This window comes from Pseudomonas sp. ES1 (genome assembly GCF_050586605.1).
Classification (GTDB): domain Bacteria; phylum Pseudomonadota; class Gammaproteobacteria; order Pseudomonadales; family Pseudomonadaceae; genus Aquipseudomonas; species Aquipseudomonas sichuanensis.
Map to the genome: position 1 here is coordinate 1 of NZ_JBOBDM010000033.1, position 12,926 is coordinate 12,926.

General features: G+C 64.8%; 11 protein-coding genes. 4 read left to right on the forward strand and 7 right to left on the reverse strand.

All coding sequences use genetic code 11. The features are described from left to right. Positions 1-21 precede the first annotated feature (21 nt). From ACQ4N9_RS15135 to ACQ4N9_RS15155, 5 genes are all read right to left on the reverse strand, one after another. Positions 22-339 carry a DUF2388 domain-containing protein gene (locus ACQ4N9_RS15135; RefSeq protein WP_125464391.1) on the reverse strand — a complete coding sequence of 106 codons (318 nt, stop codon included), beginning with the start codon at positions 337-339 and terminating at the stop codon, positions 22-24. Between the two features lie 78 nt (positions 340-417). Then, complete coding sequence (locus tag ACQ4N9_RS15140) at positions 418-1,392, reverse strand: PDR/VanB family oxidoreductase (protein ID WP_390969855.1); 975 nt, start codon at positions 1,390-1,392, stop codon at positions 418-420. A 67-nt stretch (positions 1,393-1,459) separates the two neighbouring features. Next, positions 1,460-2,581 (reverse strand): aromatic ring-hydroxylating oxygenase subunit alpha, encoded by a 1,122-nt coding sequence (locus ACQ4N9_RS15145; protein ID WP_390969857.1) that lies wholly within the window; start codon positions 2,579-2,581, stop codon positions 1,460-1,462. A gap of 194 nt (positions 2,582-2,775) precedes the next feature. After that, positions 2,776-4,374: a BCCT family transporter gene (locus ACQ4N9_RS15150; RefSeq protein WP_258704496.1), complete on the reverse strand. Its 1,599-nt coding sequence runs from the start codon at positions 4,372-4,374 to the stop codon at positions 2,776-2,778. Between the two features lie 260 nt (positions 4,375-4,634). After that, entirely contained in the window at positions 4,635-5,726 is a 1,092-nt protein-coding gene (locus ACQ4N9_RS15155) for a tartrate dehydrogenase (RefSeq protein ID WP_125464387.1), read from the reverse strand. A gap of 95 nt (positions 5,727-5,821) precedes the next feature. Between ACQ4N9_RS15155 and ACQ4N9_RS15160 the strand changes: the two genes are divergently transcribed. From ACQ4N9_RS15160 to ACQ4N9_RS15175, 4 genes are all read left to right on the forward strand, one after another. Beyond that, a complete protein-coding gene (locus ACQ4N9_RS15160; RefSeq protein ID WP_125464386.1) occupies positions 5,822-6,733 on the forward strand; it encodes a LysR substrate-binding domain-containing protein in 912 nt (303 codons plus the stop codon). A 127-nt stretch (positions 6,734-6,860) separates the two neighbouring features. Further along, entirely contained in the window at positions 6,861-8,351 is a 1,491-nt protein-coding gene (locus tag ACQ4N9_RS15165) for an aldehyde dehydrogenase (protein ID WP_110992885.1), read from the forward strand. 442 nt (positions 8,352-8,793) lie between these two features. Next, a complete protein-coding gene (locus ACQ4N9_RS15170; RefSeq protein WP_390969860.1) occupies positions 8,794-9,834 on the forward strand; it encodes an ABC transporter substrate-binding protein in 1,041 nt (346 codons plus the stop codon). Positions 9,835-9,940: 106 nt separating this feature from the next. After that, complete coding sequence (locus tag ACQ4N9_RS15175) at positions 9,941-10,792, forward strand: helix-turn-helix transcriptional regulator (protein ID WP_110992827.1); 852 nt, start codon at positions 9,941-9,943, stop codon at positions 10,790-10,792. A gap of 365 nt (positions 10,793-11,157) precedes the next feature. Here ACQ4N9_RS15175 and ACQ4N9_RS15180 read toward each other — a convergent pair whose 3' ends face one another. Continuing rightward, entirely contained in the window at positions 11,158-12,495 is a 1,338-nt protein-coding gene (locus ACQ4N9_RS15180) for an OprD family porin (RefSeq protein ID WP_390969862.1), read from the reverse strand. After that, positions 12,492-12,926, reverse strand: coding sequence for a pseudoazurin (locus tag ACQ4N9_RS15185; RefSeq protein ID WP_390969864.1), 435 nt, complete (start codon positions 12,924-12,926; stop codon positions 12,492-12,494). The genes ACQ4N9_RS15180 and ACQ4N9_RS15185 overlap by 4 nt, the downstream gene beginning before the upstream one ends.

The window sequence follows — 12,926 nt, forward strand, 5'->3', positions numbered from 1 at the left end:
CGACCCCTTTGCAGGTGCAGGTCAGTGATGCGCGACCGGGTCATCCTGCGACAGCAGCGCCCTGGCCAGTTCCTCGTCGCTGGCCTGCAGGCCAGGGTTGGCCTGGCGTGCTTGCGCCAACGCCGACTCCAGGTAGGCGCCACGGATGGCACCGCCGCTGGCGATGAAGGCGGTCAGTTCGTCCTGGGCGGGGATGATCCGTTTGTCGTCCTTGAAGGTCGAGTAGAGCGACGCGGAGATCCCCGCGGAGGTGGCGACATCACCGGCATCGACCTTGGCCAGGGCGGCACCGGCAGGCAGCAGAAGCAGCAGCGAGGGAACAAGCAGTAAGTGGCGCATGGTGAATCCTCCGCGAAGGTAAAGCCCAGGGGTATTACTGCATGATGTTAAGAGCGCCAAGGGTGGGAGGAGTTCCGTTCACAGATCCAGCACGATGCGCGCCGATTTCGCCCGCGACACACAGAGCATCATGCTCTGCTGCGCGGCCTTTTCCTCATCGCTCAGGTACTGGTCGAAGTGCTCGGCCTCGCCTTCGAGAATCGCCGTTTCACAGGTGCCGCACACGCCTTCGCGGCACAGGCACTCGACCTTGGCGGCCTTGGTTTTTTCGATGGCCTGGAGGATGGTCATGCCTTCCTCGACGTGCAGCTCGGTCCCGGAGCGGGCCAGCACCACGGTGAAGGCGGCGCCTGCGGCCGGTGCAGCTGCGGCAAACTGCTCCCAGTGCACCCGTGACTCGGCGATGCCGGCGGCGGCGGCGGTGGCGATCACTGCGTCGATCAGCGGCTTGGGCCCGCATACGTAAAGGTGGGCATCGTCGGCAAGGCCGGCGCACAGGGCGGCCAGGTCGAGCTTGCGGTCGAGGCTGTCGATGTAGAACCGCGTGTTGTCGGCATGCGGGCCGCTTTGCAGGTCAGCCTGGAAGGCGCCGTGCTCGGGCGCGCGGAAGGCATAGTGCAGCTCGTAGGGCGTACTGCTGCCTTCGAGCTCATGCAACTGCGCCAGGAACGGCGTGATGCCGATGCCGCCGGCGATCAGCACATGGCGGCCGGCGCCGGGGTCGAGGGCGAACAGGTTGTTGGGGGTGGAGATGGTCAGCTCGCTGCCCACCTCGACCTGCTGGTGCATGAACGCCGAGCCGCCCTTGGACTGCTCTTCCAGGCGCACGCCAATCTGGTAGCTGGACAGTGCGCGCGGGTCGCTCATCAGCGAATAGGCATTGCTGAACTGGCCGCCGCAGGCCGACTGCATCTGCACGATCACGTGGCTGCCGCCGGTGAAAGCGGGCAGGGCGGCACCGTCGCTGCGGGCCAGGGTGAAGCGCTTGATCTGCGGCGTGGCCTGTTCCACCTCGGTCACGCGCACCTTGAACATCTCGTATTGTTTGGCCATGGCATACCTCGACAACGAAGCCCCGCGCCAGGCCCTGGCGCGGGGCGGGACAGCTAACGGGGGTGGTTCAGTCGTCCAGGTGGGCGACGGCGATCAGGTTGTGGAAGTGGGCAATGCCGTGCTCGCTGACGCCGCTGCGCTGGGCATCGACCATGATCCGGCCCTGGCCACGGTAGCCGCGGGATTTCAGGCCCTTCTGCACGCTCTCGACCAGGCGCAGGTCTTCCGGGCGGAACACTTCGCGGTACCAGTCGATCAGCTTCTGCTGCTCTTCAGTGATGTCCTTGTTGAGGAAGTAGACGTCGTAGTGCTGCAGGGTGGTTTCGGCATCGACCGGGAACTCGTAGATCACGGTCATGAAGTTGGCCCCTGGCGGCACGTTGAACATGGTGCACGGCCAGGCCCAGAAGCCGGCGAAGGAGGGGTCTTTGACCGATTCATCGAACTTGAACGACTGCTCCGAAGGCTTGGCCAGGCCGTACTGCAGGGTCCAGTTGCCGTGCAGGCTGTGGCTGTACTGGCCAACGTCCACCGAGTCGGAGAAACCAGGGTGGGCCGGGGCGCAGTGGTAGCACTCCAGGTAGTTGTCGACGATCGACTTCCAGTTGGCCGGGGTGTCGCTGACGAAGCGTGCGGCCAGGTGCAGGTCGTCGATCACCGCGCAGGCTTCGCGCATGCGCGTTTGCAGGCCTGGCAGCTGGTCTTCGACGGGGGCTGCGTCGTTGTCCATGTTGATGAACAGGAAGCCTGCGTACTCTTCGACACGCAGCTGCACCAGGCTGGAGTTGTCCTTGTCGAAGCTGGCGACGTTCTCGCAGTTGCGGGCGTGGGCCAGCTCGCCGTCGAGCTTGAAGGCCCAGGCGTGGTACGGGCAGGTGATGACGTTCTTGGCCTTGCCGCTGCCTTCGAGCAGTTGGTGGCCGCGGTGCGGGCAGACGTTGTAGAACGCGCGCAGCACGTCGTCGCGGCCACGCACGATGATGATGCTTTCGCCGATCACCTGGCGGGTGATGTAGGCGTTCTTCTCGGCGACTTCGCTGCGGTGGCCGACGCAGATCCAGCTGCGGGCGAAGATCGCTTCCTTCTCGTGCTCGAACACCGCGGCCTGGGTGTAGAACTTGGCCGGCAAGGTGAAGGCCACTTCGGGGTTGGCACAGAAATCGGCGGGCAGGCGTTTGAAATCGTTCATGGCTCTATCTCGGTTCTTATTGGTTAACGCGTATCTATTGGTTAACAAGCTGGGCAAAAAAATTTGAATGGAGCTGAATTCAAGGTTGCTGATTGTGGCCCTATCGCCGGCAAGCCGGCTCCCACAGGGTCATGTAGCGCTGCGGACATTGTGGGAGCCGGCTTGCCGGCGATAGGGCGACACAGGTTTTCGTTTCAGTGCACCGCCGCTGCGCTGCGTGGCGCTTGCTGTTGCGGCTCCTCACCCGCCAGGCGGGTGGCTTCTTCCTCGATGCGGTACGCCGGCACCTGGCCGTAGTCGGCCGCGAGCCACTTGAAGAAGCCGTAGATCTTCACCAGCAGGATCACCATGAACGGGATCGCGGTGAGCACCACGGCGGTCTTCATGGTCGACAGCGACGCCTTGGCGAACAGCATGGCCAACGGCACCAGGGTCAGCACCACGCACCAGAACAGGCGCAGGGTGGGGCTCGGGTCCTCGCCTTCACGCAGGTTGCGGGTGCTGGTGGCGGCCACGGCGTAGGCGGCGGCGTCCATGTGCGAGGCGCAGAACACCGCCATGATGAACAGGTACGCCGCCAGGAACAGCGTGCCCCACGGCAGGGCCAGCAGCAGGTCGGTCACCGCCGCTTCGCCACCGGCGGTGCTGAGCAGCTTGGGCACGTCGATCTGGCCGTTGATGAACTGGTGCATGCTGTAGCTTTCCAGCGCGCCGAAGAAGAACCAGCAACCGAAACTGCCGCCCAGCAGCAGGGCGAACACCACTTCCTTGATCAACCGGCCGCGCGACACGCGGGCGACGAACATGGCCACTCCCGGTGCGTAGGACACCCACCACAGCCAGTAGAACACCGTCCAGTTGCGGGTAAAGGCACCGTCGCCGGCCGGGTCGGTGAACAGGCTCATCTGCACGTAGTGCTGCAGCATCAGGCCGATGGAGTTGGCCGTGTTGTTCAGGGTGAACTGGGTCGGGCCGACCAGCAGCACCACGGCGGCGAACAGCAGGGCGCCAACGCAGACCATCTTCGACAGGCGCTGCAGGCCGCCGTCGATGCCGATGTACGAGCTGAGCGAGAACAGCAGCGCCACCGCACCGATCACCAGCAGCTGCACGGTGAAGGTGTTGGGGGTGCCGGCCAGGTCCGCCAGGCCACGGGTCAGGGTCGAGGCGGTGAGCGCCAGGGATACGGTCAGCGCGCCCATCATGGTCAGCAGGAAGATGAGGTCGACAGCGCGGCCGACCGGGCCGGTGGCCTTGAAGCCGGTGACCGCTTCGATCACCGACGCCAGGTTAAGGCCGCTCTTCTTGCGCACATGGAAGTGGTAGGCCATGGCCAGCGAGGCCAGGGCGTAGATCGACCAGGCACTGATACCCCAGTGGAAGAACGAGTAGCTGACGCTGTATTCCAGCGCCTGGGCCGACATCGGCGCGATGTTCAGGCCGGGGGTCTGGTAGTAGTAGGCCCACTCCATCACGCCCCAGTACAGGGTCGAGGAACCCATGCCGGCGCAGATGAACATGAACACCCAAGTGGTGGTGGAGTATTCCGGCTTGCCGGCACCCAGGCGAATGTTGCCGTACTTGCTGAAGGCCAGATACAGCACCGCCAGCGAGCTGCCGAACACCAGGACCTGAACGCTGGTACCGAAGGTGCGGGTGGCCACTTCGAACAATTGGTTGGCGAGGCTTTCCGCTTGCGCGGGGAAGGCAGCAAGGCCGATCACGGTGAGCAGCACGGCAACCAGGCTCACGGCAATCAGGAACACATCAATCTTTTTATTGTTGGGGGACATCAATTGTCTCCAGGGGCATTTTTTTTGTAGTTGGAGTCAGGCGTTGGGAAGTCCGTATCGGGTCTTGGTTTTCCTTTCTGTTAACTGATAGATAACAAATATCTTTTGGTTAACAGATTCTGCATTGAATCTGGGCGAGTGGCAATAGAATCGTCGGACAATCCGGATGATTGGTTTCGCCTGTTTCGCGGCTAAACCCGCTCCCACAGGGCCTGCGCTAGACCTGTGGGAGCGGGTTTACCCGCGAAGGGGCCGAAAGGTCAGGCGCCGAGCAACTCGGCAATCGCCTTGCCCACGTCCTGGGTCGAGCGGCTGCCGCCCATGTCACGGGTGGTGTCGCCATTGGCAATCACGGTTTCGATGGCCTTGAGGATGTCGTCGTGGGCGGCCTGGTAGCGGGCGTCGTCGCCGTCCTTGCCGAGGAACTCGAGCATCAGTGCACCCGACCAGATCATCGCGATCGGGTTGGCGATGTTCTGCCCGTAGATGTCCGGCGCTGAGCCATGCACCGGTTCGAACAGCGACGGGAACTTGCGCTCAGGGTTGAGGTTGGCCGACGGCGCGATGCCGATGGTGCCGGCGCAGGCCGGGCCCAGGTCGGAGAGGATGTCGCCGAACAGGTTGGAAGCCACCACCACGTCGAAGCGCTCCGGCTGCAGCACGAAGCGCGCGCAGAGGATGTCGATGTGCTGCTTGTCCCAGCTGATCTCGGGGTAGTGCGCGGCCATGGCGGCGGTGCGCTCGTCCCAGTAGGGCATGCTCACGGCCATGCCGTTGGACTTGGTGGCCGAGGTGACATGCTTGCGCTCGCGGGTCTGGGCGACTTCGAAGGCGTACTTGAGGATGCGGTCGACGCCACGGCGGGTGAACACCGACTCCTGCAGGACGAATTCATTTTCGGTGTTCTCGAACATGCGCCCACCCAGCGACGAGTATTCGCCTTCGGTGTTCTCGCGGATCACCACGAAGTCGATGTCGCCTGGCTGCTTGTTGGCCAACGGGCAGGGCACGCCGGGGAACAGGCGCACCGGGCGGATGTTGACGTACTGGTCGAAGTCGCGGCGGAACTTGAGCAAGGAGCCCCACAGCGAGATGTGGTCCGGGACCTTGTCCGGCCAGCCGACGGCGCCGAAATACAGGGCATCGAAGCCCTTGAGCTGCTCGAACCAGTCGTCCGGCATCATCTTGCCGTGGGCCAGGTAGTAGTCGCAGCTGGCCCACTCGAAGAATTCGATCTCAAGGTTCAGGCCGTGCTTGCGGGCGGCGGCCTCGACCACGCGGATGCCTTCAGGGAGGACTTCGTTGCCGATGCCGTCACCGGGGATGGCGGCGATTTTGAAGGTCTTGGTCATGGGGGCGCATCTCGTGTTCAGGGAGGATGCACTCATGCTATAAGGGCACGCTGCGGAGATAATCCGCTATTCGATCAATTCTTGGTGCACGAATCGTGAATAATCTGCCGAACCTCGACGACCTCGATATCTTCCTCCAGGTAGCACGCCGCGCCAGCTTTGCCGCCGTGGCGGACGAGCGCGGTATGTCGGCGGCGTTCGTCAGCAAGCGCATCCGCCTGCTCGAAGAGAGCCTGGGGGTGCGCCTGCTGCACCGCACCACCCGGCGGGTGACGGTGAGCGAAGAGGGCGAGCGGGTCTACCAGTGGGCGCAGCAGATCTTCGAGACCCTGCAACGCATGGGCGACGACCTCAATGCCGGCCAGCGCGAGCCCGCCGGGCAACTGCGCATCGCCAGCAGCCTGGGCCTGGGCCGGCGCTTCGTGGCGCCGGCCTTGTCCGAGCTGGCGGCGCGCTACCCACGGCTGGACATCCGCCTGGACGTGCACGACCGCCTGGTGGACCTGATCGCCGAAGGGGTGGACCTGGACATCCGCGTCGGCAACGTCATCGCCCCGCACCTGATCGCCAAGCCGCTGGCACGCAACCGCCGGGTGCTGTGCGCAGCGCCCGGCTACCTGGCCGAGCGAGGGACGCCCAAAGTGTTGGCCGACCTGGCCAGCCATGACTGCCTGGTGATCAAGGAGCGCGACCACCCGTTCGGGCTGTGGCACCTGGAAGGCCCGCAAGGCGAGGAGAGCGTGCGGGTGACCGGCGCCCTGTCGAGCAACCATGGCGAGGTGGCGCACCAGTGGTGCCTGGACGGGCGGGGCATCCTGCTGCGCTCATGGTGGGATGTTCACGACAGCATCGAAGACGGGCGGCTGGTGCAGGTGCTGCCCGACTACCAGCAGGCGGCGGACATCTGGGCGGTGTACACCGCGCCGCTGGCCGGCTCGGCCAAGGTGCGGGTGGCGGTGGAGTTCTTCCGTCAGTACTTTGCCGAGCGCTATCAGTTGCCGGACTGAGCGCCTAGAGAGTTTTTTCATAGGTCTGGAGAATATTTTTACTAATTTTCCCGCCGTCCAGAGTGGCGCACCATCGGCTCACATCAATAACAACTGACCGCGAATGCGGTCGATGTGGGAGCGCAGCGTGTTCGACCTTTCCTTCTGGCAACAGCGGGCCAACCGCCAAACATTCATCGACACCGCCCTGATTGGCGGCCACTCGGTGAAGGCCTCCTCGGGGGCGACTTTCGACGCCATCAACCCGGCCACCAACCAGTTGCTCGCCCGAGTGGCGGCCTGCGCCGAAGACGAAGTCGACCTGGCCGTGCGCAGTGCCCGCCGCGCATTCGAGCAAGGGCCCTGGGCGCGCATGGCACCCACCCAGCGCAAGAAAATCCTCATCAAGCTGGCTGACCTGCTGCTAGCGCACCGCGAAGAACTGGCGCTGCTGGACTCGCTGAACATGGGCAAGCCGGTGATGGATGCCTACAACATCGACGTGCCCGGCGCGGCCGGGGTGTTCGCCTGGTACGGCGAGGCGCTGGACAAGGTCTACGACCAGGTCGCGCCCACTGCCGCCAATGCGCTGGCCACCATCACCCGCGAACCCCTGGGCGTGATTGCCGCCGTGGTGCCGTGGAACTTCCCGCTGGACATGGCCGCCTGGAAGCTGGCGCCGGCATTGGCCGCTGGCAACAGCGTGGTGCTCAAGCCCGCCGAGCAGTCGCCGTTCTCGGCCCTGCGCCTCGGCCAGCTGGCACTGGAGGCGGGCATCCCCGAGGGCGTGCTGAACGTGGTGCCGGGCTTGGGTGAGCAGGCCGGCAAGGCCCTGGGGCTGCACCCCGACGTCGATTGCCTGGTGTTCACCGGCTCTACCCAGGTGGGCAAGTACTTCATGCAGTACTCGGCCCAGTCGAACCTCAAGCAGGTGTGGCTGGAGTGCGGCGGCAAGAGCCCCAACCTGGTGTTCGCCGATTGCCAGAACCTTGACCTGGCCGCCGAGAAGGCCGCGTTCGGCATCTTCTTCAACCAGGGTGAAGTGTGCTCGGCCAACTCGCGGCTGTACGTGCAGCGCTCGATCCACGACGAGTTCGTCGAACGGGTGATCGCCAAGGCCCAGGCCTGGCTGCCGGGCGACCCGCTCGACCCGGCCAGTGCCGCTGGTGCGATCGTCGACAGCGAGCAGACTGCGCGTATTGTGCGGGCGATCGGCCAGGCGCGCGAGGAGGGCGCGACGTTGCTCAGCGGTGGCGAGCAACTGACCTTCAATGGTTCTTCCAACTTCATCACGCCGACGATTTTCGGCAACGTCGGCAGCGACAGCCGCCTTGCCCGCGATGAAATTTTCGGGCCGGTGCTGGCCATCAGCGCGTTCGACAGCGAAGAGCAGGCGGTGCAGTTGGCCAATGACAGCATCTATGGGTTGGCCGCGTCGGTGTGGAGCGACGACCTCAACCGCGCCCACCGTGTGGCCAAGGCGCTGAAGGCCGGTACGGTTTCGGTCAATACCATGGATGCGCTGGATACCACGGTGCCGTTCGGTGGCGGCAAGCAGTCCGGGTTCGGCCGCGATCTGTCGCTGCACTCATTCGACAAGTACACGCAGTTGAAGACCACCTGGTTCCAGTTGCGCTAGGGGGTTGGGGCTGGGAGGTGTTCGCCTTTGGATGTTCTGCGCCTGGAAGATCGAGCGCCGCCCGCGCGGCGCATCGCTGGCAAGCCAGCTCCCACATCTGTTTCGGGCCAATTATGTCTGCGAGGGTACCGCTGCCCGCCTTGACGCATGCCTCAAGGTGGGTGAGGCGCCAGTGGTGCCCACCTCAATATCGAGTCGCACCAACAAGGCGTATAGCGATGAAACAACAGGAGTAACTGGCCCGAAACAGATGTGGGAGCTGGCTTGCCAGCGATGCGCCGCGCGGGCGGCGCTCGATCTCATAGGCGCCACCGCTGTCTTGTCATGCACCAGGAACCACCCATAACAAAAAATCCCCCCGCATCCCCCCGGGCACTGCGGGCTCGGGCCGACTGGCCCAACTGCCTCGATACACACAACCATAAATCGTGAGGGAGTTTCCATGCGTACCATCACCGCGTCACTCAGCCTTGCAGTGCTCGCCGCTGCCAGTCTTCCCGCCCTTGCCGGCACTTCCAGCCTCACCGTCATCTCCTTTGGCGGCGCCACCAAGGCCGCGCAGCAGGCCGCCTACTTCCAGCCCTTCGAGCAGAGCGGGGCAGGCAAGGTAGTGGCCGGCGAATACAACGGCGAACTTTCCAAGGTCAAGGCCATGGTCGATGTCGGCCATGTGTCCTGGGACGTGGTGGAGGTCGAAAGCCCCGAGCTGATCCGCGGCTGCGAGGCGGGCCTGTTCGAACGCATCGACCCGGCCCTGCTGGGCGACCAGGCCAACTACCTGCCCGGTACCGTGAGCGAGTGCGGCGTGGCCAGTTATGTCTGGTCCATGGTGCTGGCCTACAACACCCAGAAGCTCGCCAACGGGCCGACCTCCTGGGCGGACTTCTGGGACACCCAGCGCTTCCCGGGCAAGCGCGGGCTGCGCAAGGGCGCCAAGTACACCCTCGAGGTCGCGCTGCTGGCCGATGGCGTTGCACGCCAGGACCTGTACACCGTGCTGGGCACTCCAGAGGGCGTCAATCGAGCCTTCAAAAAGCTCGACCAGATCAAGCAGAACATCCAGTGGTGGGAGGCCGGCGCGCAACCGCCGCAGTGGCTGGTGGCCGGTGACGTGGTGATGTCCGCCGCCTACAACGGGCGCATCGCCTCGGCGCAGAAGGACGGCTCCAAGCTTGGCATCGTCTGGCAAGGCAGCCTGTACGATCCGGACCACTGGGCCATCGTGCGCGGCTCCAAGAGCAAGGAACTGGCGCAGCAGTTCATCACCTTCGCAAGCCAGGCCGCCACGCAGAAAACCTTCTCCAGCCACATTCCCTACGGCCCGGTGCGGACCGATGCGGTCAATGCATTGCCGGCCGACATCCAGCAGCAACTGCCAACGGCCCCGGCCAACCTGGCCGAGGCCCAGCTGGTGAACGCCGAGTTCTGGGTCGACCACGGCGAAGAGCTGGAAGAGCGCTTCAATGCCTGGGCGGCACGCTGACCCCCGCGCTACTGCGCGCTGGTGAGCCCGCCCCGGGCATGGAAAGATGGGAAACGCCGTTGCAGCGATGCAACGGCTTTTTCCGATTCAAGAGGCAAGCAAGCAGATGAGCAGAGACCGCCTTCAATCCGCAGAGTGGTTCGAGCAGATCGCCCACGTGGTCGATTGCATCGGCACGTCGGCGTTCGTCGAGTCGCTGTTCGCCGCGCTGAACTACCTGGCGCCTTCCCACGCCATCACCGTGTTCCTGTTCCCCCATCAAGGGCTGCCGTCGGCCTTGTTCGAACGGGACGAGGAAGGGCCGTGGATGCCCGAGGGCAGCATCGGCAAGTACCTGGAAGGCTTCTACCTGCTGTGCCCGTTCTACCGGGCCTGCATCGAGGGCATTGCCCCAGGCTGCTACCGGCTGAGCGATGTGGCACCGGACCACTTCAAGCGCAGCGAATACTACGTGTCGTTCTACCAGCATGCGCGGCTCGAGGATGAGCTGAACTACATCGTGCCGCTGGGCCCCAAGCTGACCATCGCCGTGGCCTTGGCCAGTACCCGCCGTCTGGGCCGGCAGCAGGTCGACGAACTCAAGCGCATCGCCCCCTGGGTGCTGGCCGTGGTGCGCCGGCATTGGGGGGACCTGGATGCGGATGCGCTGGGAGGGCGCTTCGAAAGTGCGCTGGGGCGCCAGATCAATGCCGCGCTGACCCAGTTCGGCTCGTCGCTGTTGACCGAGCGCGAGTGCCTGGTGGCCCAGTACATGCTGCGCGGGCATTCCATCCGCTCGCTGGCCGAACGGCTGGGGATCAGCGAGGACACGGTCAAGACCCACCGCAAGCATGTGTACAGCAAGCTGGACATCGCCAAGCAGTCGGAGCTGTTCTCGCTGTTCATCGCCTCGGTGGCCCAGGCCCAGGAAGGGTTGAGTAAGGATCCGTTGGAGAGCTACCTGCGGCGCAGGCGGTGAGGTTCGCTGAGGTTCGCTGAGGTTCGCCGGTGTTTTTGCAGCGCCTATGAGATCGAGCGCCGCCCGCGCGGCGCTTCGCGGGTAAACCCGCTCCCACAGTTTGTTTCGGGCCAATTATTCCTGTGAAAGTACCGGCGCCTGCCTTGGTGCATGCCATGAGTCCTGTGGGGCGGCGGCAACGCCCACACTGAAACCGCGTCGTACCAACAAGGCGGACCAGGTAATGGCACAGGAAAGACTGGCCCGAAACAAACTGTGGGAGCGGGTTTACCCGCGAAGCGCCGCGCGGGCGGCGCTCGATCTTGAGGGCGCTGCACATCTGTCGCCCTGCACCTGGCGGCCCACATACGGTCTTCAGCGGGCCATCAGAACCCCCCGCTGATCGGCCACTCCACCGCCACCCTAATCTGATCCCCATCCAGCTCCGCCTGCGCCGTATCCCCCCGGTGCACGTTATGCCTTACCGAAACCGCCACCCCCTTGGCCGCCCCACTCTGCACCACATAGCGCGCCTCCAGGTCCCGCTCCCAGTGCTTGCCATCCTTGCCATACCCCAGATACGCATACCCCCCACGCGGATCCACATGGGTGCCATCGATATCAAACCCGCGCACATACAACGCCGTCAGGCTCAACCCCGGCACGCCATAGGCCCCCATGTTCAGGTCATACCTGGCCTGCCACGACTTCTCGTTCGGCGCATTGAAGTCCGACAGCTGCACGGCGTTACCCAGGTAGATCGCCCCGCGGCTGACGTAGTCGAACGGCGTGTTGCCGTCCACCTGCTGCCAGCCCAGGCTGAACGCGTGTGGCCCCTGGGCGTAGCGCGAGACCAGGCTCCAGGTGGTGTTGTCGATGCGCCCGGACAGGGCCTTGCCAGTGTCGGTGGTGCGGTACAGGTTGAGGTCAAGGCTCAGGCTGCGCCGGTCGTCGAAGGCGTGGCTGAGGGTGCTGCCGAGGTAGTGCTGGTTCCAGGTGTCTTCATAGCGGGAGCTGTACAGGCTGGCGCTGACGTTGGCGGTCGGGTTCCACACGGCGCCGGCCAGGTCGAAGCTGTTGCCCTGGCGGCCGTTGGAATAGTTCACCACGAAGCCTTGGTCGTGGCTGGAGGCATTGCGGTCGGTGCCTTCGTTGAAGTGCCCGGCCACCAGCTTGAGCCGGTCGATCTCGTTGCTGGTGAGGAACCAGCCGGTGAAGGTCTCGGGCAACAGGCGGCTGTCTGACGAGCTGAACACCGGGGTCTTGACCCGTTGCTCGCCGTAGGCCAGCACGGTGTTGGAGGCGCGCAGTTTCACCGCCGCGCCACCCCGGCTGTATTCGCGCTTGGGGTGGCCGTCGTTGTCGATGGCCAGCAGGCGCGCCTTGCCGGCGCGGCCGCCGCCGCTGTCGAGTTGCACGCCAAGGTAGGCATGAGCATCGACGCCCACGCCTATAAGGCCTTGGGTGAAGCCGGAACTGAAGGTACCCATCAGGCCATAGGCCCATTCCTCGGCCTTGCCGCTGCGTTCGGCGCGGGGCTTGTAGGCGTTGCGCGCGGCACTGTTGCGCCCGCCGTTGCGGTAGTCGCGCTGGTCGTAGACGGTGCGGTTGAGCAGGCTCCAGCTGCTGTCTTCGACGATGCCATTGGCCTTGGACTGGGCAGACTCGGCCAGGGCCAGTGGGCTGAGGCCAAGCAGCGGCAGAGCGATGAACAGCGGTTTCATTGCCCGGCCTCCAGCTTTTGCAGCTGCACGGCGAGGCGGCTGGCCGCGCGGGCGGGCAGGGCGCCCGGCAACTGCGCCGGCGTGGGCTCGCCCACCTGCACCAGCATCACCATGCCCATCGCCAGGTGCGGGATGCACTGGATGCCATACAGCCCGGGCTGGCTGAAGGTGTATTCGAACGGCTGGTTGAGCTTGCTCTTGAACGCTTCGGCGCCTGCCGGCAGCAGGCCAGGAATGCTCGCGGCGTTGTGCCCGGCCTGGGTCGGCAGAAAGCGCACGGTGTCGCCCGGGGCAATGCGCATGTGGTCCGGCTCGTAAACCATTGCCCCCTCGGCGCCGCGGTTGAGCATCTTCACTTCGAACACCTCGGCCTGGACGGCGTTGGTGGTCAGCAAGGCGGCAAGCAGCAGGGCGGCGGAGCGAGGCGGCAT